Source organism: Nonomuraea sp. NPDC001684, assembly GCF_053596515.1.
The window spans coordinates 1-25,691 of record NZ_JBSFGJ010000032.1 but is presented as its reverse complement, the minus strand read 5'-3'; the positions used below and the strand labels follow the sequence as shown (position 1 = coordinate 25,691).

Below are 25,691 nucleotides of genomic sequence, written 5' to 3'. Positions count from 1 at the left end.
TAAAGATGTGCCCCGTGCTAGGTCACCTCGACGGCAGGTTCGAGAGTGCGGATGCCGAGGCGGAACATCGCATCGCGGTGCTCTACCAGGAGTTCGGCGGCCCTCTGCTGCGCCACGTACGCAAATCGACCGGAAACGATCTGCAATGGGCCGAGGACGTCGTACAGGAGACGCTGGTCAGGGCCTGGCGAAACTCGGCAAGACTGCAATGGGAACCGAGCCTTTTATGGGCGTGGCTGCTGACAGTGGCCCGCCGCATCGTCATCGACGGACGCCGACGGAAGAGCGCCCGGCCTCACGAGGTCGAGCCGCCCGAAGTCGACCAGATGTCGGTGCCGGACGGCTCCGAACGCGCGCTGTCGGCGATCGTCGTCGCCGACGCGCTGCGCAGCCTGTCCGCCGAACACCGCGAAGTCATTGAGCAGACCTACCTCCGAGACCGTACGATAAGTGAAGCGGCGGAGATTCTGGGGATTCCGCCGGGCACGGTGAAGTCCCGGCTCTACTACGGCATCCGGGCTCTCCGCGAACAGCTGCGTGACAAGGGGGTAGCCGGCTGATGCACGACGGGGTGGCCGCCTACGTCCTCGGCGTCCTCGACGAGGAGGAGCACGAGGCGTTCGAACGCCACCTCGACGCGTGCGAGCGGTGCCAGGCCGAGCTCATGGAGCTGGCCGAGCTTCCCGACCGGCTCGACGATCTCAAGACCGCCCCCTCGGCCTCCGGCGACGATCCCCCCATGTCGATGTCACGTTGACGTCTATGCCCTTTTCGGGTGATATCGGTACGGCGAGGCACACGCCCGGAATCAGGGCCGGGCGTTCAGGGGGAGGTGTTCGGTGGGCATCGACGGTGATGCACCCGTTCCCCCCGCGCCGGCGGTCCGGCGAGGAAGGCGACCGGCTGTCGCCCACCTCCCCGGACGTACCCGTCTGCACTACTTCCCCTCGCTATGGGAACGAAGAGCCTGGCTATGAACAGCCATGGCAAACCCTCACAAAGGAGTGAGAGCGAAATGCCGCTCGACGAGGCCAAGGATGAGCTGCTGCAAAGAGCCGCGGAAAGTTGCGCGGTCGGCAGCGAGCACATGAGCGCGGAGGAGGCCCTCTCCTTCCTGCGGTTCTACTACCGCCATGTCGCACCCGAGGACCTGCTCGACCGCAACCCCGTCGACGTGTACGGCCCGGCGATGTCCCAGCGGCAGCTCGCCGAGGTACGCCCCCAGGGCCGGGCCGTGGTCCGCGCCTACACCCCCACGCTGGAGGAGAACGGCTGGGACCCGGGGCACTCGGTCGTCGAGGTGGTCACCGACGACATGTCGTTCCTGGTCGACTCGGTCACCATGGAGCTCGACCGGCAGGACATCGGCACCCACCTCGTGGTCCACCCCCAGATGCGGGTGCGCCGCGACATGACGGGCCGGATGCTCGGCCGCGGCCAGGAGGACGTCACCGGCCAGGTGCTGGTCGAGTCGTGGATCCACATCGAGATCGACCGCCAGGCCGACCCCGCGGTGCTCAGGCGCGTCGAGGCCGACCTGCAGCGGGTGCTCGCCGACGTGCGGTACGCGGTCGAGGACTTCAGGAAGATGCGGGCCCTGGCCGTCCAGACGGCCGAAGACCTGAGCATGAACCCGCCGCCGCTGGAGCCCGCGGAGGTCGAGGACAGCCTCGACCTGCTGCGCTGGCTCGCCGACGGGCACTTCACGTTCCTCGGCTACCGCGAGTACCGGCTGGAGCACACCGACCAGGGCGAGATGCTGAAGGCCCTGCCCGGGGCCGCGCTCGGCATCCTGCGCGACGACAAGGTGGGCTCCGACAGCTTCTCCGCGCTGCCCGCGGAGGTGCGCGCCAAGGCCCGCGAGAAGCAGCTCGTGATCATCACCAAGGCCAACAGCCGGGCCACCGTCCACCGCGCGACCTACCTCGACTACATCGGGGTCAAGCTGTTCTCGCCCGAGGGCGAGGTGATCGGGGAGCGCCGCTTCCTCGGCCTGCTCACGCACGTGGCCTACAACGAGTCGATCTCCAGGATCCCCGTGCTGCGGCGCAAGCTGGCCGAGGTGCTCAACGCCGCCGGCCACGCGCCCGACAGCCACGACGGCAAGGACCTGATCGAGATCCTGGAGACGTTCCCGCGCGACGAGCTGTTCCAGACCTCGGTCGCCCAGCTCCTGCCGATCGCGCTCGGCGTGCTGCGGCTGCGCGAGCGCAAGCAGGTCAAGCTGTTCCTGCGGCGCGACGACTACGGCCGTTACATCTCCTGCCTGATCTACCTGCCCCGCGACCGCTACACCACCAAGGTGCGGCTGAAGATGCAGGAGGTGCTGCTCAAGGCGCTCGGCGGCAGGTCGCTCGACTACAGCGCGATGATCGGCGAGTCCGTGCTGGCCCGGCTGCACGTGGTCGTGCGCGGCGAGCGCGGCAAGCAGCTCCCCGCGCCGAGCGTCGACGTGGAGGAGCTGGAGGCGCGTCTGGCCGCGCTCACCCGCTCCTGGGAGGACGACCTGGCCGCCGCCCTCGACGAGATGACCTCCGAGGAGGAGGCCCCCGGGCTGGCCAGGAGGTACGTCTCCGCCTTCCCCGAGGGGTACAAGGCCGACTTCCCGCCCAAGGTCGCCGTGGTCGACCTGCGCCGCCTGGAGCAGCTCGTCGCCGACGGCGAGGAGGTGGCGATCAACCTCTACGAGCCGTACGACGCCTCCGAGGGCGAGCGGCGGCTGAAGATCTACAAGGTCGGCTCGCCGATCTCCCTTTCGGAGGCGCTGCCGCTGATCCAGCGGCTCGGCGTCGAGGTCGTGGACGAGCGGCCGTACGAGATCGACCGGGACGGCGACGCGAGCACCAAGAACGCCTGGATCTACGACTTCGGCCTGCGCTACACCCCCTCCGGCGAGGTGGACAGGAACGACTTCAAGCGGCTCTTCCAGGACGGCCTGAGCGCCCTGTGGCAGGGCCGGGTCCAGGCCGACAACTTCAACGCCCTCATCCTGCGGGCGGGCCTGACCTGGGAGCAGGTCGAGATCCTGCGGGTCTACGCCAAGTACCTGCGGCAGGCCGGCAGCACGTTCTCGCAGCTCTACATGGAACGCGTGCTGCTGGGCAACGTGCGGCTGGCCCGGCTGCTGGTCCGCCTGTTCGAGGCCAAGCTCGACCCGAGGCGCGGCGACGACGTGCGGGTCGACCTCGTGGAGGCGCTCAACGAGGAGATCCTGGGCGCCCTCGACGAGGTGGCCTCCCTCGACGAGGACCGCATCCTGCGGGCCTACCTGGAGATGATCCAGGCGACCCTGCGCACCAACTACTTCCAGACGGTCGACGGGCAGCGCAAGCCGTACATCTCGCTGAAGGTCGACCCGCAGGCGATCAGCGTGCTGCCGCTGCCGCGGCCGAAGTACGAGATCTTCGTGTACTCGCCCCGCGTCGAGGGCGTGCACCTGCGCTTCGGCAAGGTCGCCCGCGGCGGCCTGCGCTGGTCCGACCGCATGGAGGACTTCAGGACGGAGATCCTCGGCCTGGTCAAGGCCCAGATGGTGAAGAACACCGTCATCGTGCCCACCGGGTCCAAGGGCGGGTTCGTGGTGAAGCAGCCGCCGGCCTCCGGCGCCCGCGAGGACGTGCTGGCCGAGGGCGTGGCCTGCTACCGGATGTTCATCTCCGGCCTGCTGGACATCACCGACAACCTGGTCGACGGCAAGGTCGTGCCGCCGGCCGACGTGGTCAGGCACGACGGCGACGACACCTACCTCGTGGTCGCCGCCGACAAGGGCACCGCCACCTTCTCCGACATCGCCAACAGCGTGGCCAAGGAGTACGGCTTCTGGCTCGGCGACGCCTTCGCCTCCGGCGGCTCGGTCGGCTACGACCACAAGGCCATGGGCATCACCGCCCGCGGCGCCTGGGAGTCGGTCAAGTACCACTTCCGCACCATGGGCGTGGACGTGCAGACCACCGACTTCACCGTGGCCGGCATCGGCGACATGTCCGGCGACGTGTTCGGCAACGGCATGCTGCTCTCCCAGCACATCCGGCTGGTGGCCGCCTTCGACCACCGGCACGTCTTCATCGACCCCACGCCCGACGCGGCCCGCTCGTTCGCCGAGCGGCAGCGCCTGTTCGACCTCCCGCGCAGCTCCTGGGACGACTACGACCCGTCGCTGATCTCCGCGGGCGGCGGCGTGTTCCCGCGTACGGCCAAGTCGATCCAGATCACCCCGCAGATGCGCGAGGCGCTGGGCATCGAGGCGGGCGTCAGCTCGCTGGCCCCCAACGACCTGATCAGCGCCATCCTGCGGGCCCCCGTCGACCTGCTGTGGAACGGCGGCATCGGCACCTACGTCAAGGCCGGCTCGGAGTCCCACGCCGACGTCGGCGACAAGGCCAACGACGCGCTCCGGGTGGACGCCGGCGACCTGCGCTGCAAGGTCATCGGCGAGGGCGGCAACCTGGGCTTCACCCAGCTCGCCCGCATCGAGTTCGCCCTGAACGGCGGCCTGGTCAACACCGACTTCATCGACAACTCGGCCGGCGTGGACACCTCCGACCACGAGGTGAACATCAAGATCCTGCTCGACCAGGTCGTGCGCGACGGCGAGCTGACCGACAAGCAGCGCAACCAGGTCTTCACGTCGATGACCGACGAGGTCGCCGACCTGGTGCTGCGCGACAACCACGCCCAGAACGTGGTGCTCGACGCGACCCGCGCCCAGGCGGTCGACATGCTCCACATCCACGCCCGCTACCTGCGCAAGCTCGAACGCGACGGGCTGGTCAACCGCGAGCTGGAGTTCCTGCCCTCGGACAAGACGCTGGCCGAGCGGCGGCAGGCCAGGCTCGGGCTGACCGCGCCGGAGTTCTCGGTCCTGCTGGCCTACACCAAGCTGGTGGCCGACGCCGAGGTGCTGGGCTCCGAGCTGCCCGACGACCCGTACCTGGCCTCCTGGCTGGTGTCGTACTTCCCGTCGGACCTGCGCGAGCGGTTCCGCACGTACATGGACGCCCATCCGCTGCGGCGCGAGATCATCACGACCTGCGTGGTGAACGAGCTGGTCAACGCCATGGGCACCACGTTCATGTTCCGCTTCGCGGAGGAGACCGGCGCCTCCACGTCCGACATCGTGCGGGCGTACCTGGTGGCGCGGGAGGTCTTCGACCTGCCGAGCTTCTACCGGGCCGTGGAGGCGCTGGACAACGAGGTCGACACCGCCACGCAGATCGCCATGCTGCTGGAGGGCCGCAAGCTGGTCGAGCGCGGCACCCGCTGGCTGCTGGTCAACCGGCGTCCGCCGCTCGACCTGGCCGGGTCGGTCGGCTTCTTCCTCAAGGGCGTCAACGGGCTGTCCGCGCACATCCCCAAGCTGCTCACCGGGCCCGACCTGGCCGCCTACGAGGAGCGCCGCGACTCCTTCGTGGCCCGCGGGGTGCCGCAGGAGCTGGCCGAGCGGGTGGCTGCGATGGTGCCCGCCTACTCGACGCTGGACCTGGTCGAGGTGGCGTCCCTGACGGGCCGTCCGGTGAACGAGGTGGCGGAGGTCTACTTCGACCTGGCCGACCGCCTGCAGCTGGCCCGCCTGCGCGAACGCGTCATCGCCCTGCCGAGGGACAACCGGTGGAACTCCATCGCCCGCTCGGCGCTGCGCGACGACCTGTACGCCGCGCACGCCTCGCTGACCCGTGACGTGCTGGCCCACAGCACGTCCGGGCTGCCGCCCGAGGAGCGGCTGGCCCGGTGGACCGACGGCAACGCGGCCGCCGTGGGACGCGCCCGCCAGACGCTGTCGGAGATCTGGGAGAGCGACCACTTCGACCTGGCGACGCTCTCGGTGGCCCTGCGCGCGATCCGCACGCTGGTGGCCGCCAGCAACCTGCCTCACACGGAGGCGTAGGAACCGCCCGAAGGGGCCCTCACTCGCCGCTGGCGCGGGTGAGGGCTCCGTCGTGGGCGACGACCCGGGCGGCGGCCGGGGCCGACAGCGGGGGCACCGCCGTGGCGTACTGGTGGACCTCGGTGAGCTTGAGGCTGCGGCGCACCGACGAGGTCGAGATGGCCCAGCCCGCCTCCGGCGGCACCGGGATGATGTAGGTGTTGTTGGCGACGGTGCGGGTCGAGGTGTTGCGCGACAGCGAGTACTGGATCAGCGCGCCGCCGTCGGCCGTGCGCAGCGCGTAGACCGGCCAGTTGTCGGCGCTGAAGATCGAGTCGTAGCTGAACCCGTCCTTCTTGGCCGTCTCGCGGTCGGTGGCGATCTGCTTGGCCACCTCCGTCGTGTACGGCCCGTCGGCGAGCAGGCCCGCCGTCACCCCGGCCGACCCGGTCTCGGCCACGCTGGCGTGCACCGGGCCCATGTACTGGGGGCTGATCGTGACGGTCTTGTCGTCGGGCGTCAGCGCCGTGGCGTAGCCGTCGGCGTCGAGCCGCACCCGCGGCAGCTCCTGGCCCGGCAGCAGCTGCGCGGCCGAGCTGAGCAGCCAGTCGTCGCCGCTCTTGGCGAACGTCAGCAGCGTCGGCTGCCCGTTGCGCGTGGCCAGCGCGCTGAACCAGGGCGCCCGCTCGCCCTGGGCGAACCTGGGCACGTAGAGGGTGGGCGTGCCCCAGGCGTAGCGCGGCGGGCGGTCGCCGGTGGACTCGAAGGCGGCCTGCGTGAGCGCCAGCTGCCCGTCGCGGACCAGGTCGGTGCCGAGGAGCAGTCGCCCCGTCACGGGGCTCTCCACGCGCAGCACGTCGTCGGTGGGCAGGATCTCGGCGACCGCCTCGGCCGCCTCCTGACGCGTGACGGCGGGCGGCGGCGCGCTGGGCGAAGGGCTCGCCGCGCCGGTGGCGCCCGCCTTTCCCTGGGTCACCGCCGGGGACGTCTGAGCAGGGCCTGTGCACGCGGTCGCCGCGGCCAGCACGCCGACGGCGAGCGCCAGCATCTTCCCCCGACCGTATGCACGCACCTCGCCATGTTATTCGTGCACGCGAGGGTCGCGTACCCTAGGGAGACGTGGCAGGCATCGATCCGGCAGAAGAGATCAACGAGCTCGCGAACACGCTCCGCAGCATCCAGGACGTGCTCGACCTCGACGCGATGCGCAAGCAGATCGAGGAGCTGGAGCAGCAGGTTGCCGCCCCAGACCTGTGGGACGACCCCGAGCAGGCGCAGAAGGTCACGAGCAAGCTCTCCCATCTCCAGGGCGAGCTCAACCGCGTCGAGGGCGTCGCGCGCCGTCTCGACGACCTGAAGGTGCTCTACGAGCTCGCGGCCGAGGAAGGCGACGACGACACGCGCCTCGAGGCCGACAAGGAGCTGGAGTCGCTCAAGACCGACATCGGCGCCCTTGAGGTGCGCACGCTCCTGTCGGGCGAGTACGACGCCCGCGAGGCGCTCGTCACCATCAACTCCCAGGCCGGCGGCGTCGACGCCGCCGACTGGGCGGAGATGCTGCTGCGCATGTACCTGCGGTGGGCCGAGCGCAAGGGCTACTCCACCGAGGTCTACGACACCTCCTACGCGGAGGAGGCCGGCATCAAGTCGGCCACGTTCACCATCAAGGCCCCCTACGCCTACGGCACGCTGCGCGGCGAGCACGGCACCCACCGGCTGGTCCGCATCAGCCCGTTCGACAACCAGGGCCGCCGCCAGACCTCGTTCGCGGGCGTCGACATCGTGCCGGTCGTCGAGCAGACCGACCACATCGACATCAACGAAGACGACCTGCGGATCGACGTCTACCGGTCCTCGGGCCCCGGCGGCCAGGGCGTCAACACCACCGACTCGGCGGTGCGCATCACCCACCTGCCCACCGGCATCGTGGTCTCCTGCCAGAACGAGCGCTCCCAGCTCCAGAACCGCGCCTCGGCCATGAACGTGCTCCAGGCCAAGCTGCTGGAGCGCAAGCGGCAGGAGGAGGCGGAGAAGATGTCGGAGCTGCGCGGCGCGACCACCACGTCATGGGGCACGCAGATCCGCAACTACGTGCTGCACCCGTACCAGATCGTGAAGGACCTGCGTACGGGCACCGAGGCGGGCAACCCGTCGGCGGTGCTCGACGGCGACCTCGACGGGTTCATCGAGTCGGAGATCCGCTGGATGCGCAGGGCGGAGTCAGGCACCGACTAGGTGCCTGAGCACCAGCGTCGCGAAGAGCAGCACGAGGAGCAGGACGACGACGAGGGCGGGTGACAGTCCGGCGAAGCCGTGATTGTGCATCCGCTCCCTGTTGGCTCGGCAGAGGGGGCAGCGGCCCTCGATCACGGGGTGGGCGCACTGCGCGCATACGAGGTGTTCACAACTCATGACAGCCCCAAGTCTAGCCGCACAATCGTTTTGTTTCCGTTATGGACGTTCCATGCCAGTCTTCCCCCTAGACTGTCGTCTGGCCAATCGGAACGTCGATCATCAGTAAAGACGGCGCCCCCGATCGGCCGGCGGCGGGAAATGGGCATGTGCCACCCTCGCTTCCGTCCTGACCCCTAGACTGGCATGCCGTGATGCTCTCGTGATCCATTTCGATAATGTCACCAAGGTCTACGCGAACCAGAACCGGCCCGCTCTCGACCACGTCTCCGTCGACGTGGACAAGGGCGAGTTCGTGTTCCTCGTCGGCCCTTCGGGGTCAGGCAAGTCCACGTTCCTGCGTCTGGTCCTGAAGGAGGAGCGGCCCAACTCCGGGGCGATCCACGTCGCCGGCAAGGATCTGGCCCGCCTCTCCAACTTCAAGGTGCCCCACCTGCGCCGCCGCATCGGCTGCGTCTTCCAGGACTTCAGGTTGCTCCCGAACAAGAACGTCTACGAGAACGTGGCGTTCGCCCTAGAGGTGATCGGCAAGCCCAGGCGGTTCATCCGCAAGGTCGTGCCCGAGGTCATCGAGCTGGTCGGCCTGGAGGGCAAGGCCCATCGCATGCCCGACGAGCTGTCCGGCGGCGAGCAGCAGCGTGTCGCCATGGCCCGCGCGTTCGTCAACCGGCCGATGATCCTGCTGGCCGACGAGCCCACGGGCAACATCGACCCCGCGACGAGCATCGGCATCATGAAGGTGCTCGACCGCATCAACCGAACTGGCACCACGGTCGTCATGGCCACGCACGACGCGGCCATCGTGGACTCCATGCGCAAACGCGTCGTCGAGCTGGAGGACGGGAAGATCGTCCGTGACCAGTCGCGTGGCGTGTACGGCCAGGCGTACTGACAGGGAGCGGCAGACACAACATGCGGGCGAACTTCATCTTCTCCGAGGTCTGGATCGGCCTCCGTCGCAACCTGACCATGACGATCGCGGTCGTCATCACCGTGGCAGTCGGCATGGCGATGCTGGGCGTCGGCCTGATGATCAACGCCCAGGTCTCCATGCTCAAGTCCTTCTGGTTCGACAAGGTCGAGATCTCGGTCTTCCTGTGCACCAAGGGCACCGCGATCCCCGAGTGCAACGGCAAGGCCGTCACGCCGGCCCAGACGAAGGCGTTGAAGACCCGCCTTGAGAGCCTCCAGGGCGTCAAGGAGGTCTTCTACGAGGACCAGAGCACGGCGTACGAGAACTTCAAGACGGCCTACCAGGCCAGCCCGACGCTCGTCCAGGCCACCAGGGTCGAGGACATGCCGCAGTCGTTCCGCGTGAAACTGGTCGACCCCGACAACTACCAGCCGGTGATCGACGCCGTGAAGGGCCAGCCGGGCGTGTCCCAGGTGATGGACCACAAGCAGCTCATCGGCAAGTTCTTCGACCTGCTCGACAAGCTGTCCTTCTACGCGCTGGCCGTCGCCATCGTGCTGGTGCTGGCCGCGGCGTTGCTGATCGGCAACACGGTGCGATTGTCGGCGTTCAACCGGCGCCGGGAGACGGGGATCATGCGCCTGGTGGGCGCGTCGAACCTCTACATCCAGCTGCCGTTCGTCATGGAAGGCGTGATCGCCGGTCTGATCGGCGGCGTCTTCGCGGCCATCATCCTGATCGTGACGAAGGTCCTGCTGTTCGAGGAGATCGCCGGCTACTTCGGCAGCGGCATGGCCCAGCTCGGCTGGGACGCGGTGGCCCAGACCATCACGCTCACCATGGCCATCGGCGTCGTGATCTGTGTGCTGGCCTCGTTCGTGACGCTCCGCCGATACCTCAGGGTGTGAGGAATCGCCGGTAAGGTCGAAGCATGCCACGTGAGACCGGGCGGAAGGTCATCGCCCAGAACAAGCGGGCCCGGCACGACTACCACCTTGAGGACACCTTCGAGGCGGGGCTCGTGCTCCAGGGCACGGAGGTGAAGTCGCTCCGCGAGGGCCGCGCCTCGCTCGTCGACGGCTACGCCAGCATCGACAATGGCGAAGCGTGGCTGCTCAACGTGCACATCCCCGAATACATGCAGGGCACGTGGACCAACCACGCCGCCAAGCGCAAGCGCAAGTTGCTGCTGCACCGCAAGGAGATCGAGAAGCTGGCCGCCATGACCAAGGAGGGCGGTCTCACGATCGTCCCCACGGTCCTGTACTTCCAGGACGGCCGGGCCAAGGTCGAGATCGCCGTCGCCCGGGGCAAGAAGGACTGGGACAAGCGGCAGTCGCTGGCCGAGCAGCAGGCCAAGCGGGAGATGGCGCGGGCCCTGCGGCACCGCAACCGATGAGAGCGGCGGCACTCTAACCGATGACACGCGCGCGCCGCACCCTTGCCGCGACCGTCACCCTGGCGGTCGCGAGCATGACGCTGACCGGCTGCTTCGAGGAGTCCTCGCCGCACGACGCGGTGCGCGACTTCCTCGTGGGCTGGCAGTCCGAGGACTACGCCCTGGCCGCGGGCCGCACCGACGGCGACCCCGCCAAGGTGGGCAAGGCCCTGGCCAACGCCAAGCTGGAGCTCGACGCGGCCTCGTTCCGCTTCAAGATCAAAAGCGTGAGCGTGAACGGCGAGGAGTCCAAGGCCGACTTCCGCGCCGAGGTCGACCTGGGGGAGAACACCCCGCTCTGGGCGTACGACGGCTCGCTGCCGCTGCACCTGGTCGACGGCAGGTGGAAGGTGCGCTGGTCGCCGTCGGTGCTGCATCCGCAGCTCAAGGAGGGCCAGCGGTTCGCGGTCGAGACCAACCCCAAGCCGCGCCAGCCGGTGGTCGACCGGGCCGACGACCCCCTGCAGAACGAGCTCTACGTCTACGTCGTGGGCGTGGTGCCGTCCGCGCTGGGCGACCGGGCCGAGGACGTCGTGGCCAAGCTGTCGGCGATCACCGGCTACGCCCAGGACCGGCTGCTGAGCCGGATCAGGTCCTCGCCGCCCGACAAGTTCGTGCCGCTGGTCACGTTCGGGCGCTCGCGTTACCTGTCGATGAAGTCGAAGCTGGCCGGCATCTCCGGCATCCAGACCGACCCGCAGCCGCAGCCCATCGACCCGGCCGCCCCCAAGCAGATCGTCGGCAAGGTCAGCGCGCTCACACCCGAGGACGAGCAGAAGCTCGGCGGCCCCCAGCGGGCCGGCGACTCGATCGGCCAGAGCGGCCTGCAGCAGGCGTACCAGGACTATCTGACCGGCTCCACCGAGACCAAGGTGATCACCCTCGATCTCAAGACCGGCCGGCAGGTGGCCAAGCTGCAGGAGTGGCCGGGCCGCCAGAACGTCTCGGTCAAGACCACGATCGACAGCCGCGCCCAGGCGGCGGCCGAGCGGGCGGTGGCCGAGACGGCCACCAGCGCGCTGGTGGCCGTGCAGCGTGACACCGGCGAGATCCTCGCGGTCGGCACCAGCGGGCTCAACCAGGAGAAGGACGCGCTGGCGGGCAGGTTCCCCGCGGGCACGGCCTTCTCGATCGTGGCGGCCGACGCGCTGATCAAGAGCGGCGTCAGCACCAAGCAGCGGCTGGCCTGCCCGGCCGAGCGCACGGTGGGCGGCGCCAGGTTCGTGCACACCAGCCAGACCGCCGGGGTCACGTCGTCGGCCACGTTCCAGGACAACTTCGCCAAGGGCTGCGTGACCGCGCTGGCCTCGCTGGCCCGCCGGGCCAGCGCCGGCGGTCTGGCCGCGAGCGCCAAGGCGTTCGGCATCGGCCAGCCGTGGCGGCTGCCGCTGAAGTCGTTCAGCGGGGCGATGCCCGAACTGTCCAGCGACGCCGACAAGGCCAGGGCCATCGCGGGCCAGACCGTCGAGGTCAGCCCGCTGTCGATGGCGCTGGTCGCGGCGGCCGTGGGGTCGGGCACCTGGCGGCCGCCGGTGCTCGTGACCGCGCCCACGTCGCCCGATCCGGCGGCGGAGGTCGTCCCGGCCAAGCAGCCGGACGCCGTCCCGATGGATCCGAAGGTGCGCACCGCGCTGACCGCGATGATGCGCGCCGGGGCGGTCGGCAGCCCCGCGCAGGCGGGCCGGGGCAGGGTCTACGGCGTGCGCGCGACGGCGGGCACCCAGGACAAGCCCATGACGTGGTTCGTCGGCTGGCAGGGGGACGTGGCGATCGCCGTCCTGGCCAAGAACTACGACGCGGCGGCCGTCGCGGGCAGCTTCTTCTCGGGCCTTCGTGACTCTGCGTGAAATTCTTGTGACGGCGAGCAACCGTTCATGGTCGTGGCTGCGTCTTACTGAATGACTGGGCCCGCTCGGGGGGTTGCGGACTCAGTCGCCGTGATGAGATCAGGACTTCATCTCGGGGGAAGTCCTGCCGTCCGGACCGGCTCGACCCTGCCGGTCGGCCCCCGGGAGCGCGTGCTGCTGTGCCACGCTCCCGGGGGTTTCGCCATGCTGGAATTAAGTTGGCGTTGGGGGCGTTGTCCCCTGTAGATTCAGTGTTGCTCGTCTCTGCGTGATGATCAGCGTGAGGCGTGTTGACAACTGCACAGGGGGTGACTGGCTTCGACTTCGATCTTGCAAGCCAGGTGAAGCGGGCCGAGGACTGCGGACATAACCTCGTTAATCCTGTGACCGCAAAACAATAAGTGCCAATTCCAAGCGCACTGAGGTCGGCCAGGGTTCCCTGGCCCTCGCTGCCTAAGTAGCGAAACCTCTGTCAGCCCGGGAGTGCCTTCGGCCCGGTGTCTGGCATCGTTAGAAGGCTCAACCGATCGACCCGGCCACGGGGGAGATCGGGAAATCAAACAGTGGCTGAGCCCGTCGGCGACTCGCCTGCGTGATCGCCGGGGCTGAGAAAAGCACAGCAGGCTGCGCCCGGAGAAGCCCTGACTTGGGATTGAAGGACGCGGGTTCGATTCCCGCCACCTCCACGTGATCAAAAGCCTCCGACCTGCCGATTACTCGGCGGGTCGGAGGCTTTTCGCTGTCCGGAAGACGTGCGCACCCGAGCTCAGAACGTGCGCAGCCAGCGGCGGAGGCGGTCGAGGGGGGTGCGTGGCTCCAGCGGGGGCAGCAGGCGGCGCAGCTCGTCGTCGGTGGCCGGGCGGGCGTCGAGCGCGGCCTGGCGCAGCGGCTTCGCGTCCACCCGCAGGCCGCCGAGCACCTGGACGGTCACCGTGCCGCGGCGCACCGCGTAACCGTGCGTGTCCTCTCGGCGGACATAGGTGAGGCCGGAGCCGACGGGGGTGCACTTCTGGGCGAGATAGCACAAGTCGTCGTCGGCCTGGCTCACGGACAACGTGATGTGGACGCTCTGGCCGCCGTTGCCGGTGTGGTCGGAGGGCGTGTAGACCAGGCCCGCCGGGATGCCCATGAGCTGTGGGGTGTAACCCGGGACGCGGGCCGCGTAGTAGTCGCCGGTCTGCTCCTGGTCGCCCAGTTCGCGGGCGGTGGCCGGGCGCAGGCTCCGGGCGGCCGACCGGAGCAGGTCGCGGGGGACGGCGGCGCTGCCCACCACCGTGACGTACCGTCGGCCCACCCGCACCTGGTAGCCGTGCTCGACCGGGCCCTGCCGGTGGACCAGGCCGCCGGGCTCGGCCGTGCAGGCTCCGGTCGGCAGGTCGGCGTCCTGCGCGGTGGGCTGGCCGCACACGGCCGCGCCCGGCAGGAGCCGGTCGTAGGCGACGATCCTGACGTACCGGTCGGGCGGGATGGCGGCCGGGTCCGCCGGAGTGAAGCCGGAGCCGCCCAGCCCGCCGCCGTAGTCCCGGTCGTCGGGCCGGTAGCCGGGGACGGCGACCACGTACGCGGTCTCCCGGTGGAGGTCGCCCGCCGCCAGGCGCGCCTCCAGGTCGTCCGGCGGCTCCTGGCGCAGCACGGCCACGCCCGCCCCCACAAGCGCCACGCCCAGCCCGAGCGCGACGCCCTTGTGGCGCCAGCCGCGCAGCAGCGTGCCGGCCACGAGGGCGTACGGAACGCCGCCGAGCACGGCCGCGAGCAGCAGGTCGCGGCTCACCCCGAGGCCGGCGACGTCGGTCACCACCCAGCCGAGGGCCCAGCCGGCGGTTCCCAGGCCCAGCACCAGCAGCGCCCACAGGAACCGGCCGCCGCGCGTCGCGCCGAGGACGGACACGCCGCGGGTGGCCCTGATCACGATGACCAGGTAGCCGAGCAGGGCTGCCACGCCCAGTGCGGCGGCGGCGAGGAGCACCGCCTCGTCGCCGGCGAACAGCACGGCCGGCAGGACCAGCCACGCCGTCGGCAGGAAGACCGATCCGGCCGCCCAGGCGGCGACGAGCTGGGCCAGGACCAGCAGCGGCCGTGACGCGACCCCGCCGGGCGGACGGTCGGGCCCGATGTCCGTCAGGCTTTGCCGCTGCTTTCGACGACCGCCGGGCGGCGCGGGTTCGGTCAACGGGACGGTTCGAGGATCGTCTTGATGTGCTGGTTGCGCATGTTGATGAGGTGGGTCATGTGGCGGCGCAGGACCAGCAGCTCGGCCAGGCGGCCCAGGGGGCCGGCGGGGGCGGAGAAGTCGACGACGTCGGTCATGAGGGTGGCGCCCGCGTGCGGAGCCGCCTCGAAGCGGTGTTCGTGCCGCCAGTGGCGGAACGGCCCGGACACCTGCTCGTCCACGAAGTACGCGGGCCGTTCCCAGGCGCTGATCGTGGAGGTCATCCGCCAGGTGAGGCCGAAGTGCCGGGCCTGCCAGGTGACCTGGTCGCCGAGGCCGAGCAGGCCCGTGGTGACCCCCGCGACGGCGCGTTCCGACGAGCCGGCCATGGACGCGGTGTGGGTCTCGACCGACAGCGACGTGTCGAAGAGCACGCCGGGGGGAGCGAAGACCAGGGTCACGGTCTCGAAACGCGCCATGGCGGCATCTTAGGGATCCCCGTGGGCGCGGGGCCGAGGGGGGCGGGCTAGTGGGCGCAGCCGGCGTACTCGTCGGGCTAGTGGGCGCAGCCGGCGTACTCGTCGAGGCGCCGGAACATGGCGGCCAGCATGAGCGGGAACATCGCGACGTGCGCGACGAGCATCAGGACGCCGCCGTCGATGACACCGAGCCAGAGCAGCGGATAGAGCGGCACGATCGGGACGAACATCGCCGCGCACATCTCCAGCGTCGCCGGCCAGCGGTGGCCGCGGAAGCGCATCCACGCGGCCATGCCCACCGACATGTCGACGGCCATGATCAGGTACGCGAGCTCCGGCGACTCGTCGTGGGAGACGGAGAGGCCGACGGCCGACTGGAGGGCGCCGAGCGCGAACATGCCGACGAACATGGCGACGATCATCTCCACGTAGTGGAGGGCGAACTTCGACCAGCGGCGTCCGGTCGCGGAGGGGGTCGCGGGTGCGGGGGGCGTCGGTGTCATGGCTCCGACTGTGGCCGGGTGGGGGGACGGGGACGAGGGGGCGAAGCCGTACATGTCTGGAAACTTGGGTTCTTGGTCTTCCGGACCTACAGTCGTGCCATGGAGTACCGGCGGGTCGTGGTCGTCGCCTACGAGGCGGCCGAGCTGCTCGACATCGCGTGCGTCAGCTCGACGCTGGAGAACGCGAACTGGCACGGCGCCTCACCGTACTACCAGGTACGGCTGGCCACCCCCGGCGGTCATCCCGTGACCACCGCCGGCGCGCTGGTGCTGCAGGCCCAGCTCGCGCTGGAGCGGATCACCGGGCCGCTCGACACGCTCATCGTCTCCGGCGGCACCGGCCACGTGGACGCCGCGGCGAACCCGCTGGTCGTCGGCCATGTCCGCAGGCTGGCGCGGGAGAGCAGGCGGGTCGCGTCGGTGTGCACCGGCGCGTACGTGCTGGCCGCCGCGGGACTGCTCGACGGCAGGCGAGCCACCACCCACTGGCGGGAGGCGGCCGACATGGCCGCCCGCTACCCGCGCGTCACCGTGGACCCGGCCCCGATCTTCGTCCGCGACGGCGAGGTGGCCACGTCCGCGGGGGTCACCGCCGCGCTCGACCTCACGCTCGCCCTGGTCGAGGAGGACAACGGCGCCGAACTGGCCAGGACGGTGGCCCGCGGCATGGTCACCTACCTGCAACGGCCGGGCAACCAGGCCCAGATGAGCATGTTCGTCAGCCCTCCGGCGCCCGCCGACGGCCTGGTCAGGCGGATCGTCGAGCACATCTGCGCGAACCTGGCCGCCGACCTCACCGCGGCCACGCTGGCCGCCGCGGCGGGCGTCAGCGAACGCCATCTCACCCGGCTGTTCCTCCGGCATCTGGGGCAGACGCCGGGCAGGTTCGTGCGGCGGGCCCGTACCGAGGGGGCGGCTCAGCTGCTGGCCTCGACCTCGTTGCCCATGTCCGCGATCGCCGTACGGTGCGGGTTCGGGACGGCCGAGACGCTGCGCCAGGCGTTCGTGGACCGGTACGGCATCCCGCCGTCCCGCTATCGGCTGACCCAGTCGTCCGCGACCGGCTGATCGCCATTTATCCCGCCCGAAATGGGCAATCCGGGCTAGGGTGTCTGACTTGAGCCCTTTCTGAGCATTAAGGTGATCAGCAGATGCGAAAGACGATCGTGCTCATCGGGGCGGCAGTCGTCCTGGCAGGGTGTGGCATGTCGCCCGGCGGACAGCCGCAGACCGCCGCCGAGGAGGCGACCACCACCGCCCCCGCGCCGCCGCGCACCGCGCCCGCGCAGACGGCGCCGCCGCAGGCGGACGTGGTCATCGCCGCCCGTGAGGCCAAGGTCGGCTCCGGCGACCAGTACGGCAAGGCCCGCGTCGAGATCACCGCCCTGCTGCGCCAGGGTAGAACCGCCACCCTCAACTGGACGATCACCGCCGTCGAGGGCAAGGTCAACGTGCACAACGGCCTGGGCGGCGGCGCGCTCGACTACACGGTCTCCAACGTCTCCCTGATCGACCCGGTGAACGCCAAGCGTTACCGCGTCGCCCGCAACGGCACCGCCGCCGACGCCACCTGCGTGTGCTCCGGCACGCAGGGCCAGTTCCTGGAGGCGGGGGAGTCCAGCACGCTGTACGCGGTCTTCGCCGCGCCGCCGCCGGAGGTCACGAAGGTCAACGTGGAGATGCCGATGCTGGGCGTGCTCACCGATGTTCCGCTCTCTTAGCCTGGCGCTGGCCCTCGTGCTGACGCCCACGCCGGTCCCGGTCCCGTCCGATGCCGCCGGCCCGGTGGAGGATCTGGTGTTGCCGGTCGAGGACATCGTCGGCGAGGTCGAGTCCATGGACGGCGCCCAGAGCGAGACCAGGCAGGGCCGCGAGGTGACGGTCGCGCTGACCAGCGACGTGCTGTTCGCGCTGGACAAGTGGCGGCTCACGCCCAAGGCCAGGAAACGGCTGGCGGACGTCGCCGCGAAGGTCGAGGCGGAGGGCGCGGGCGGCGTCGTCAGGATCGAGGGGCACACCGACGACCAGGGGAGCGACGCGTACAACCTGGCGTTGTCGCGGCGGCGGGCGCAGGCCGTGCGCGCGGCCCTGGAGAGCCTGCTCGGCGGCGGGAACGTGACGCTCCAGGCCGCCGGATACGGCGAGCGGCGGCCCAAGCTGCCCAACCTGGTCGAGGGCAAGCCGGTGGAACGGAACCGGGCGAAGAACCGGCGCGTGGAGGTCGTCTTCACGGCCCGGCAGTGAGGGGCCGGCCCGGCAGGGACACAGCGGCCTGGCCCCGACACAGCGGCCTGGCAGGGACACAGCGGCCCGGTCGGGCCGTCACTCGGCCTTGAGCTCGCCGAGGGTCACCGTGACGGTCTGGGTGCCGCCGTCGGGCCGCAGGACCTCCACCTTGACCTGGTCGCCGGGCTTGAAGGCGGTGATCTCCTCCGACAGCGCGGCCATGGTCGTGGTCTTCTTGCCGTTGATCGAGAGGATCACGTCACCGGCCCGGATCCCGGCCTTCTCCGCGCCCCCGCCCTTCTCCACGCTCGCCACGCCCACACCGCTCGGCTGCCCGGTGGCGCCGATCACCGTGCTGCCGCGGATGCCGAGCGCGGCCCGGTGACTGTTGGTGACCTTGCCGTTCTTCACGATCTGGGCCGCGATGTCGGTGGCCGTGTTGCTCGGGATCGCGAACCCGATGCCGGGCGCGGCCCCGCCGCCGAGCTGCGGGTCGGTGGCGGCGAGGGTCGGGATGCCGATGACCTCGCCGGCCAGGTTCACCAGCGCGCCGCCGCTGTTGCCGGGGTTGATCGCGGCGGAGGTCTGGATCGCGCCGCTGATGGTGGCGCCCGGCGACTCGGGGCTCTGGGGCTCGCTGACGGTACGGCCGAGCGCCGAGACGATCCCGTTCGTGACGCTGCCCGACAGGCCCAGCGGGTTGCCCATGGCCAGGACGATCTGGCCCACCCGCAGCTTGCCCGAGTCGCCGAACCTGGCCGGGCGCAGTCCGTCGGGCCGATCGACCTTGATCACCGCCAGGTCGCCGGCGCCGAACGCCTTGACCAGCTTGGCCGGGCGGGGCGCGCCGCCGGTGGCGATCGTGACGTTCATCTCGGTCGCCTCGCCGACCACGTGGGCGTTGGTGACGATGTGACCCGCCGTGTCGTAGACGATGCCGGAGCCGAGGCCCACCTTGGTGTTGATCTGCACGATCGACGGCAGGACGTCCGTGATGACCCGCTCGTACGCGCTCTCCAGCGACTGCGGCGCGCTCCCCGGCGCCTCCGCCGAGGCGGTCGGCGAGCCCGGCGTGGTCGTGGCCGGGCTCGCCGTGGCCGTGGAGGTGGACGCCGGGATCGACGGGGACCGCCCGCAGGCGGTGAGCAGTACGACGGCTGCCAGTCCGGCGACGATCTCCCTCATGGGGAGATGTCTGCCCAGCTCAGCGGGAAAGATACGCCTCTCGGACGTCCCGTCTGCTGAGTTTGCCCGTGGGGGTGCGCGGCAGCGACTCGCGGTACTCGATCACCCGGGGGTGTTTCATCCTGGCCAGCCGGGGCGCGCAGTGCCGCAGCAGCTCCGCGGTCAGCTCCGCGCCGCCCGTCACGCCCGGCACGGGCTGGACCAGCGCCACGACCTTGTGCCCCCACTCGGGGTCGGGCACGCCGATCACCGCCACGTCGGCCACCGACGGATGTTCGAGCAGCGCGGCCTCGATCTCGGCGGGGTAGATGTTGACGCCGCCCGAGATGATCAGGTCGGTCCTGCGGTCCAGCAGGAACAGGTAGCCGTCGGCGTCGAGGTAGCCGATGTCGCCGGGGGTGTAGGCGGCGCCGCGCATGGCCGAGGCGGTCTTGCCGGGGTCGCGGTGGTACTCGAAGCGGTTGATGCCGCCGATGTAGACCGTCCCGGGTTGGCCGGGGGCCGCCTCGTGGCCGTCGTCGCCGATGATCGTGAAGGCCATGCCGTCGAGGGCCCTGCCGACCGTGCCCGGCCGTTCCAGCCACTCCTGGGACGACACCATCGTCGCCACCGCGGCCTCCGTCGAGCCGTAGTACTCCCACAGGACGGGACCGAGCCAGTCGATCATCGCCTGCTTGGTGGCGGGCGGGCAGGGGGCGGCGCCGTGGTAGAGGTGGGTGAGGGAGGACAGGTCGTAGGTCTTCCGGTCCGGCACGGCGAGCAGCCGGTGGAACATCGTGGGCACCATGAACGCGTTCGTCACCCGGTGCCGTTCGATCAGCGCCAGCGCCTCGGCGGCGTCGAACCGTTCCGGCGCCACGATCGAGTGGCCGAACTGCAGCGCCATCATCGCCTGGCCGTAGGGGGCCGAGTGGTAGAGCTGCGAGCACACCAGGTGCACCCCGTCGGACGGCAGGCCGAAGTGCCGCCAGCTCTTGCGCATCAGGATGGGGTAGAGGTCCTCGGGCGTGAGGTCGAGCAGCCGGCGGCGCACGCCCTTGGGGCGGCCCGTGGTGCCGGAGGTGTAGAGCATCATCGAGCCGGCCCGGCGGTGCTCGGGCGCGGTGTCGGGCCGGCCGTCGGTCAGGTCGGCGACCGTGAGCGCGCCGGGGGAGACGACGACGTCGGCGCCGCAGTCGGCGACGATGTAGTCGATCTCCTCGGCCGTGTAGTGCCAGTTGACCGGCACCAGGTAGGCGCCGATCTGGTAGGTGGCCAGCATCATGGTGAGGGCGTCGAGCCCGTTCTTCAGCACGGTCACCACGGCGCCGCCCGGTCGGACGCCGCGCGCGACCAGGCCGTGGGAGGCTCTGTTGGCGCGGGTGAGCAGCTCGCCGTAGGTCGCGCCGTCGTCGCCGAGCAGGGCGGGACGGTCCGGGTCGGCGGCTGCGATCTCGTAGAAACCCCTCATGTCCGCAGACCATACAGAATTAGATTCTGCTGGGGGAATAGAGGAATTATCCTGCTCTTCGGTGACGTAACCTCAAGGCCATGGCGGACGTCGGCGACGAGAGATCAGCACAGGACACCCAACCTTTTCGCAAGGTCGTTGTTCCGCCTGCCGAGCAAGTCGTGCCGCCTGCGGAGCAGACGGTCAAGATCCCGCGTCCGCCGCGGCCGGGTGCGTCCCAGCCGGTGCGACCGACTCCTCAGCCGCCGTCCGGCCCGCAGCCGCCGTCCGGCCCGCAGCCGCCGTCCGGCCCTCAGTCGCCGTCCGGCCCGCAGCCGCCGTCCGGCCCTCAGTCGCCGTCCGGCCCTCAGTCGCCGTCCGGCCCTCAGTCGCCGTCCGGTCCGCAGTCGCGTCCCTACCCTGGGCCGCCCTCGGGCCCGCAGGTGCGTCCGCAGCCTCCGTCCGGCTCGCAGGGACGCCCGCCGCACCCGCCGCAGTCTCCGGGTGGGAACCAGCAGCTCCAAGGCGCCGGCCGACAGAGCCCGGGCCCGGGGGCCGCGCAAGGGCCAGGACAAGGGGCGGGGCAAGGGCTCGCACAAGGACCGGGGCCAGGGACTGCGCACGGGCCAGGGCCTGCGCACGGGCCGGGGCAGGTCAACGCGCAAGGGCCTGGGCTTGTACAAGGGCCGGGGCAGGTGCACGCGCATGGGCCTGGGCTTGCGCAAGGGCAGGGGCAGCGGCCAGGGCCGGGGAGGGCGTCGCAGCATCAGCCTGTGCAGGTGTGGCCGCCGGGAGCGCCCAGGTCGCCCCAGCCCCAGCACCAGCCCCAGCCGGGCGCCGTCGGTCCCATGACGCCGCTCGTCACCAAGCCGCACAAGCGTGGCATCGGGGACATCCCCATCCGCGCGATCTATCTCGCGGGCGCCATCCTCGTCACCGTCACGGCGGTGCTGCTGATCTTCGTCGTGTTCTCCGGCGACGTGCCCACGACCGGCGACTCCGCCGGGACGACGGTCTCCGTTGCCCCCGTGCCGGCCGCGACCGCCACCCCGACCGCCTCCCCGACCCCCAGCGAGACGCCGGTCGCGCTCCCCTCGGTGCCGGCGAGCAAGGCGTTCCCCACGCTGCCGGGCAAGGCGTCCGTGGTGAGCGGGATCATCTCCGACAAGACGAGCGGCATCAGCTACCCGCGCCTGGCCGCGCCCTGGGACGCCAAGTCGTTCGCGCCGTTCACCGTCGCCCAGCGCATCGGCAAGGTGGCGGTGCCGCACACCGTGATCGCCTCGGCCATGTTCCCCGGCGACGCCCCGGAGAAGAAGCCCTCCAAGGACGCCGACTACCGCGAGATGGCCGTCCGCGCGGCCCGCTGGGCGCTGCGCACGCAGTATCCGGCGGGCGCCGAGCTGACCTCCTGGACCGGGTCCGCGAAGGTGCCGGTCGGCAAGGGCTGGTCGCTGGGCTACAAGGTCACCTACGTCTCGGGCGGCAAGACCGAGACCGCCCAGGCCGTGGTGACGGTCGTCGAGGTGGGCAAGACCAAGCCGGCGATGCTGCTGGCCTCGATTCCCGAGAAGAACAAGGCGCGATGGGCTGATTTGAACACACTCGTCCAGCAGGTGCGGCCCCTCTAGGCCAGAAGCATGCTCTAGAATATGGTTCTGGGCATCGGGCACTGTCTTTGACCTGGCTGGAGGATGAGCAATGGCGATCGGATTGAGCGAGGAGCACGAGGCGCTCCGCGACTCGGTGAGCGGCTGGGCCGAGCGGAACATCCCCTCGGAGCTGCTGCGATCCGGGTCGGACGAACGTCCGCCCTTCTGGCCGGGCCTGGCCGAGCAGGGGCTGCTCGGCCTGCACCTGCCCGAGGAGTCCGGCGGCTCGGGCTACGGGCTGCTGGAGGCGGCCGTCGCCGTCGAGGCGCTGGCCGAGAAGCTCGCCCCGGGCCCGTACGTGCCGACCGTGCTGGCCAGTGCGGTCATCCACGCCTCCAAGCGGCACGACCTGCTCGAATCCCTCGCCGACGGCACGCTGACGGGCGCCGTCGCGCTGTCCGGCTCGCTCACCGGCTCCCGTGCCGACGACGGCTCGCTGGTCGTGTCCGGCACGGCCGACCCGGTGCTGGCCGGCTCGCTGGCCGACGTGCTGGTGCTGCCGGTGACCACGTCCGAGGGCGAGGAGTGGATCGCCGTCGACGCCTCGGCCGTCACCGTCACGCCGGTCCGGTCGCTCGACCTGACCCGGCCGGTGGCCAAGGTGGAGCTGTCGGAGGCGCGCGTGCCCGCCGAGCGCGTGCTCGACGGCGTGGAGAGCCCCGACGTGCTCAACCTGGCCGCGATCCTGCTCGGCGCCGAGGCCGCCGGGCTGGCGTCCTGGTGCGTCACGGCCGCCGCCGCCTACGCCAAGGTGCGCGAGCAGTTCGGCCGCCCGATCGGCCAGTTCCAGGGCATCAAGCACAAGATCTCCCGGATGCTCGTCGCCCTTGAGCAGGCCCGCGCCACCGTCTGGGACGCCACCAGGGCCGAGGGCCGCGAGCTGGAGTACGCCGCCGCCGTCGCCGGGGTGATGGCCCCCGACGCGGCCGTCCAGTGCGCCAAGGACGCGATCCAGACGTTCGGCGGCATCGGCTACACCTTCGAGCACGACGTGCACCTCTACTACCGGCGCGCCCTCACCCTGCGCGCCCTGCTCGGCTCGTCGGCCGAGTGGGCCGCCTCGGTGACCGCGCTCGCGCTGCAGGGCGTCGGCCGCGAGATGGAGATCGACCTGCCCGAGGGCGCCGAGGAGCTGCGCGAGGGCATCCGCGCGGAGATCGCCGAGATCGCCCGCCTTGAGGGCCAGGAGCAGAAGCGGGCGCTCGCCGACCGCGGGTTCGTCATGCCCCACCTGCCCAGGCCGTGGGGCCGCGCGGCCAAGCCGCTGGAGCAGGTGCTCATCGCCCAGGAGCTCAAGGCCGCCAAGGTCAGGCTGCCCGCGATGATCATCGGCGCCTGGGTGGTGCCGTCCATCGCCGTGTACGGCACGCCCGAGCAGCAGGAACGTTTCCTGCCCAAGACGCTCAGCGGCGAGATGATCTGGTGCCAGCTCTTCTCCGAGCCGGGCGCCGGGTCCGACCTGGCCTCGCTGCAGATGAAGGCGGAGAAGGTCGAGGGCGGCTGGCGGCTCAACGGCCAGAAGATCTGGACGTCGGTCGCCCACGTGGCCGAATGGGGCATCTGCATCGCCCGCAACTCCTCCGAGGGCACCAAGCACGAGGGCATCACGTACTTCCTGGTGGACATGAAGGCGCCCGGCGTCACGGTCCGGCCGCTGACCGAGATGACCGGCGAGAACCTGTTCAACGAGGTCTTCCTCGACGACGTCTTCGTCCCGGACGACCTGGTCGTGGGCGAGGTCGGCGACGGCTGGAAGGTCGCCCGCAACACGCTGTCCAACGAGCGCGTCTCGCTGTCGTCCGGATCGGGCGGCACCGGCGCGTCCGTGCCCGACCTGCTCGGGCTGATCGGCCGGCTCGGGCGCGAGCTCACGCCGGCCGAGGAGCAGGAGGTGGCCGGGGTCGTGTGCGAGGGGCACTCGATCAACGCGCTGTCGCTGCGGGTCACGCTCAAGCAGCTGGCCGGGAACGAGCCGGGCGCCGACGCGTCCGTACGGAAGCTGCTGTCCACCTCGCACGCCCAGCACGTCTCCGAGACGGCCGTCGGCCTGCTCGGAGCCCAGGCCGTGGTGGCCGCCGACATGAAGCTCGGCGACGCCGGCTACTGGAACCGGGCGGTGCTCGCGACCAGGGCCATGACCATCTACGGCGGCACCACCGAGGTGCAGCTCAACATCATCGGCGAGCGCATGCTGGGCCTGCCCCGGGACCCCGAGCCCGGTAAGTAACACATGTGAGGCGTCGGCGGCTAATCTCCCTTGTGCCCGGACTGCCGGTCCTGGCGCGAGGGAGAGGCGGTGTCACGGTGCGCGAAGGCCGTGCGGGCCGCTGGGGGCCGGCGGCGCTGGGGCTGGGGCTGGCGGTGCTGGCGCTCGGCCCGGCGCTGGGCTGGGGGCTGGTGCTCCGGTACGACCTGCTCTTCGTGCCCGATCCGCCCCTGTGGCCCGACCGCGGCGGCTTCCCTCGGGCGGTGCCCAGCGACCTGGTCGTGGCGCTGCTGTCCAGGGCGTTGCCCGTGGAGATCGTGCAGAAGGCGGCCCTGGTCGCCGTGTTCGTGCTGGCCGCGACCGGGGCGGCGGCGCTGGTTCCGCCGGAGCGCAGGCTCGCCCGGCTCGTGGCCGCCGCGTTCTACGCCTGGAACCTCTACCTCGCCCAGCGGCTCATGCTCGGCCAGTGGGCCCTGCTCCTGGGCGTGGCCGGGCTCCCGTGGGCGATCCGCGCGCTCACGCGGGAGACCCTCGGAGGGTTCGCGCGGTTCGGGCGGCTGGGGGTGGCGTTGCTGCCGGCGGCGGTGGGCGGGTTCCAGGCGATGCTGGTGTCCTGGCTCACCCTGATGCCGATCGCCGTCGCCCGGCGCAGGGTGCCGGTCGCCGCCGGGGTGCTGGTCGCGTACAGCCTGCCGTGGGCGGTGCCCGCGCTCGGCTCGGGCGCGGTGACCGACCCGGCGGGCGTGGACGCGTTCGCGGCCCGCGCCGACGGGCCCTTCGGCGTGCTGGGCAGCCTGCTCTCGCTCGGCGGCATCTGGAACGCCGAGGCCGGGCTGCCGGGCCAGGAGGCGTGGTGGACGGCGACCGCCCGGCTCCTCCTGGTCCTCGCCGGCCTGTACGGCTACGCCCGCCTCCGCGCGGCCCCCGAACGGCCCGCCTGGTGGGGCGGCCTGGCGGTGGCGGCGGCCGCCGGGTTCTGCGTCGCCGGGCTGGGCGCGTTCCAGCCGGGACGCGAGGCGCTCAAGTGGCTCATCGCCCTGTGGCCGGGGTTCGGGCCGCTGCGCGACGGCCAGGTGTACCTGGCTCCGCTGGCCCTGCTGACGGCGGTCGGCCTGGCCTCGGTCCTGCGGTCGGGCGCGCTCGCGCTGGTCGGGGTGCTGGCCCCGGTGCTGGCGATGCCGACGTTCGCGCTAGGCGCGTTCGGCCGGCTGGAGGCGGTGACGTACCCGGCGGAATGGACGGCGGTCCAGCGGATCGTGGACGGCGACCCCGCGCCGGGCCCGCTGGTGTCGCTGCCGTGGGGCGCCCATCGGGCCTTCGCCTGGAACGGCGGCCGGGTGGTGCTCGACCCGGCGACCAAGCTGTTCCGGCGCCGGGTGCTCTGGGACG

Annotated in this window: 20 protein-coding genes and 1 other RNA gene; 15 read left to right on the top strand and 6 right to left on the bottom strand. The window is 70.9% G+C overall.

What is annotated here, in order from left to right:
- The first annotated feature begins 14 nt into the window (after positions 1-14).
- The 3 genes from ACWCSD_RS09600 (at position 15) to ACWCSD_RS09590 (ending at position 5,884) form a co-directional block, all read left to right on the top strand.
- Entirely contained in the window at positions 15-560 is a 546-nt protein-coding gene (locus ACWCSD_RS09600; protein ID WP_364325670.1) for a sigma-70 family RNA polymerase sigma factor, read from the top strand.
- The gene (locus tag ACWCSD_RS09595) at positions 560-757 is read left to right on the top strand and encodes a zf-HC2 domain-containing protein (protein ID WP_352349335.1); all 198 of its coding nucleotides are present in this window, start codon (positions 560-562) and stop codon (positions 755-757) included. The genes ACWCSD_RS09600 and ACWCSD_RS09595 overlap by 1 nt, the downstream gene beginning before the upstream one ends.
- Positions 758-1,015: 258 nt before the next feature.
- Positions 1,016-5,884: an NAD-glutamate dehydrogenase gene (locus ACWCSD_RS09590; protein WP_397164957.1), complete on the top strand. Its 4,869-nt coding sequence runs from the start codon at positions 1,016-1,018 to the stop codon at positions 5,882-5,884.
- Positions 5,885-5,903: 19 nt separating this feature from the next.
- Here ACWCSD_RS09590 and ACWCSD_RS09585 read toward each other — a convergent pair whose 3' ends face one another.
- Positions 5,904-6,935 carry a hypothetical protein gene (locus ACWCSD_RS09585; RefSeq protein ID WP_397164955.1) on the bottom strand — a complete coding sequence of 344 codons (1,032 nt, stop codon included), beginning with the start codon at positions 6,933-6,935 and terminating at the stop codon, positions 5,904-5,906.
- Positions 6,936-6,982: 47 nt separating this feature from the next.
- On the opposite strand from ACWCSD_RS09585, the gene prfB reads away from it, so the two are divergent.
- The 6 genes from prfB (at position 6,983) to ssrA (ending at position 13,162) form a co-directional block, all read left to right on the top strand.
- Positions 6,983-8,098 carry a peptide chain release factor 2 gene (gene prfB / locus ACWCSD_RS09580; RefSeq protein ID WP_352349341.1) on the top strand — a complete coding sequence of 372 codons (1,116 nt, stop codon included), beginning with the start codon at positions 6,983-6,985 and terminating at the stop codon, positions 8,096-8,098.
- Positions 8,099-8,477: 379 nt separating this feature from the next.
- Positions 8,478-9,167 carry a cell division ATP-binding protein FtsE gene (gene ftsE / locus ACWCSD_RS09575; RefSeq protein WP_020541427.1) on the top strand — a complete coding sequence of 230 codons (690 nt, stop codon included), beginning with the start codon at positions 8,478-8,480 and terminating at the stop codon, positions 9,165-9,167.
- A 20-nt stretch (positions 9,168-9,187) separates the two neighbouring features.
- A complete protein-coding gene (gene ftsX, locus ACWCSD_RS09570; protein WP_352321716.1) occupies positions 9,188-10,096 on the top strand; it encodes a permease-like cell division protein FtsX in 909 nt (302 codons plus the stop codon).
- 23 nt (positions 10,097-10,119) lie between these two features.
- Positions 10,120-10,587, top strand: a complete 468-nt coding sequence (smpB, locus tag ACWCSD_RS09565; protein ID WP_387668714.1) for an SsrA-binding protein SmpB — start codon at positions 10,120-10,122, stop codon at positions 10,585-10,587.
- Between the two features lie 20 nt (positions 10,588-10,607).
- Positions 10,608-12,473: a penicillin-binding transpeptidase domain-containing protein gene (locus ACWCSD_RS09560; protein WP_397164952.1), complete on the top strand. Its 1,866-nt coding sequence runs from the start codon at positions 10,608-10,610 to the stop codon at positions 12,471-12,473.
- A 304-nt stretch (positions 12,474-12,777) separates the two neighbouring features.
- Positions 12,778-13,162: a transfer-messenger RNA gene (ssrA, locus tag ACWCSD_RS09555) on the top strand.
- 77 nt (positions 13,163-13,239) lie between these two features.
- Here the strand turns inward: ssrA and ACWCSD_RS09550 are convergent.
- From ACWCSD_RS09550 to ACWCSD_RS09540, 3 genes are all read right to left on the bottom strand, one after another.
- Entirely contained in the window at positions 13,240-14,643 is a 1,404-nt protein-coding gene (locus tag ACWCSD_RS09550) for a hypothetical protein (protein ID WP_449913892.1), read from the bottom strand.
- Positions 14,640-15,101: a cyclase gene (locus ACWCSD_RS09545; protein WP_397164949.1), complete on the bottom strand. Its 462-nt coding sequence runs from the start codon at positions 15,099-15,101 to the stop codon at positions 14,640-14,642. The genes ACWCSD_RS09550 and ACWCSD_RS09545 overlap by 4 nt, the downstream gene beginning before the upstream one ends.
- 77 nt (positions 15,102-15,178) lie before the next feature.
- Complete coding sequence (locus ACWCSD_RS09540; RefSeq protein WP_449913890.1) at positions 15,179-15,604, bottom strand: hypothetical protein; 426 nt, start codon at positions 15,602-15,604, stop codon at positions 15,179-15,181.
- A 99-nt stretch (positions 15,605-15,703) separates the two neighbouring features.
- Between ACWCSD_RS09540 and ACWCSD_RS09535 the strand changes: the two genes are divergently transcribed.
- The 3 genes from ACWCSD_RS09535 (at position 15,704) to ACWCSD_RS09525 (ending at position 17,848) form a co-directional block, all read left to right on the top strand.
- Complete coding sequence (locus ACWCSD_RS09535) at positions 15,704-16,672, top strand: GlxA family transcriptional regulator (RefSeq protein ID WP_364325644.1); 969 nt, start codon at positions 15,704-15,706, stop codon at positions 16,670-16,672.
- Between the two features lie 83 nt (positions 16,673-16,755).
- Positions 16,756-17,325: a lipoprotein gene (locus ACWCSD_RS09530; protein ID WP_449913888.1), complete on the top strand. Its 570-nt coding sequence runs from the start codon at positions 16,756-16,758 to the stop codon at positions 17,323-17,325.
- The gene (locus ACWCSD_RS09525; protein ID WP_397164946.1) at positions 17,309-17,848 is read left to right on the top strand and encodes an OmpA family protein; all 540 of its coding nucleotides are present in this window, start codon (positions 17,309-17,311) and stop codon (positions 17,846-17,848) included. Before ACWCSD_RS09530 ends, ACWCSD_RS09525 begins: the two co-directional genes overlap by 17 nt.
- A 78-nt stretch (positions 17,849-17,926) precedes the next feature.
- On the opposite strand, the gene ACWCSD_RS09520 is transcribed toward ACWCSD_RS09525, so the two are convergent.
- A complete protein-coding gene (locus tag ACWCSD_RS09520; protein WP_397164945.1) occupies positions 17,927-19,015 on the bottom strand; it encodes a S1C family serine protease in 1,089 nt (362 codons plus the stop codon).
- Positions 19,016-19,034: 19 nt separating this feature from the next.
- On the bottom strand, positions 19,035-20,465 hold the full coding sequence (locus ACWCSD_RS09515; protein ID WP_449913886.1) for an AMP-binding protein: 1,431 nt from the start codon (positions 20,463-20,465) through the stop codon (positions 19,035-19,037).
- An 827-nt stretch (positions 20,466-21,292) separates the two neighbouring features.
- Between ACWCSD_RS09515 and ACWCSD_RS09510 the strand changes: the two genes are divergently transcribed.
- The 3 genes from ACWCSD_RS09510 to ACWCSD_RS09500 all read left to right on the top strand — a co-directional run.
- A complete protein-coding gene (locus ACWCSD_RS09510; protein ID WP_449913885.1) occupies positions 21,293-22,075 on the top strand; it encodes a hypothetical protein in 783 nt (260 codons plus the stop codon).
- A 70-nt stretch (positions 22,076-22,145) separates the two neighbouring features.
- Positions 22,146-24,323: an acyl-CoA dehydrogenase gene (locus tag ACWCSD_RS09505; RefSeq protein ID WP_449913883.1), complete on the top strand. Its 2,178-nt coding sequence runs from the start codon at positions 22,146-22,148 to the stop codon at positions 24,321-24,323.
- 77 nt (positions 24,324-24,400) lie between these two features.
- Positions 24,401-25,691: hypothetical protein (locus ACWCSD_RS09500; RefSeq protein ID WP_449913881.1), on the top strand; the 1,291-nt coding region annotated here is incomplete at its 3' end.

Bases quoted from the DNA above. Each gene is read 5' to 3' on its own strand.
- smpB (WP_387668714.1), top strand. From the start codon at position 10,120: ATGCCACGTGAGACCGGGCGGAAGGTCATCGCCCAGAACAAGCGGGCC.
- ACWCSD_RS09590 (WP_397164957.1), top strand. From the start codon at position 1,016: ATGCCGCTCGACGAGGCCAAGGATGAGCTGCTGCAAAGAGCCGCGGAA.
- ACWCSD_RS09525 (WP_397164946.1), top strand. From the start codon at position 17,309: ATGTTCCGCTCTCTTAGCCTGGCGCTGGCCCTCGTGCTGACGCCCACG.
- ACWCSD_RS09520 (WP_397164945.1), bottom strand. From the start codon at position 19,015: ATGAGGGAGATCGTCGCCGGACTGGCAGCCGTCGTACTGCTCACCGCC.
- ACWCSD_RS09515 (WP_449913886.1), bottom strand. From the start codon at position 20,465: ATGAGGGGTTTCTACGAGATCGCAGCCGCCGACCCGGACCGTCCCGCC.
- ftsX (WP_352321716.1), top strand. From the start codon at position 9,188: ATGCGGGCGAACTTCATCTTCTCCGAGGTCTGGATCGGCCTCCGTCGC.
- ACWCSD_RS09560 (WP_397164952.1), top strand. From the start codon at position 10,608: ATGACACGCGCGCGCCGCACCCTTGCCGCGACCGTCACCCTGGCGGTC.
- ACWCSD_RS09540 (WP_449913890.1), bottom strand. From the start codon at position 15,604: ATGACACCGACGCCCCCCGCACCCGCGACCCCCTCCGCGACCGGACGC.
- ACWCSD_RS09505 (WP_449913883.1), top strand. From the start codon at position 22,146: ATGGCGATCGGATTGAGCGAGGAGCACGAGGCGCTCCGCGACTCGGTG.
- ACWCSD_RS09535 (WP_364325644.1), top strand. From the start codon at position 15,704: ATGGAGTACCGGCGGGTCGTGGTCGTCGCCTACGAGGCGGCCGAGCTG.
- ACWCSD_RS09545 (WP_397164949.1), bottom strand. From the start codon at position 15,101: ATGGCGCGTTTCGAGACCGTGACCCTGGTCTTCGCTCCCCCCGGCGTG.
- ACWCSD_RS09595 (WP_352349335.1), top strand. From the start codon at position 560: ATGCACGACGGGGTGGCCGCCTACGTCCTCGGCGTCCTCGACGAGGAG.
- ACWCSD_RS09510 (WP_449913885.1), top strand. From the start codon at position 21,293: ATGACGCCGCTCGTCACCAAGCCGCACAAGCGTGGCATCGGGGACATC.
- ACWCSD_RS09530 (WP_449913888.1), top strand. From the start codon at position 16,756: ATGCGAAAGACGATCGTGCTCATCGGGGCGGCAGTCGTCCTGGCAGGG.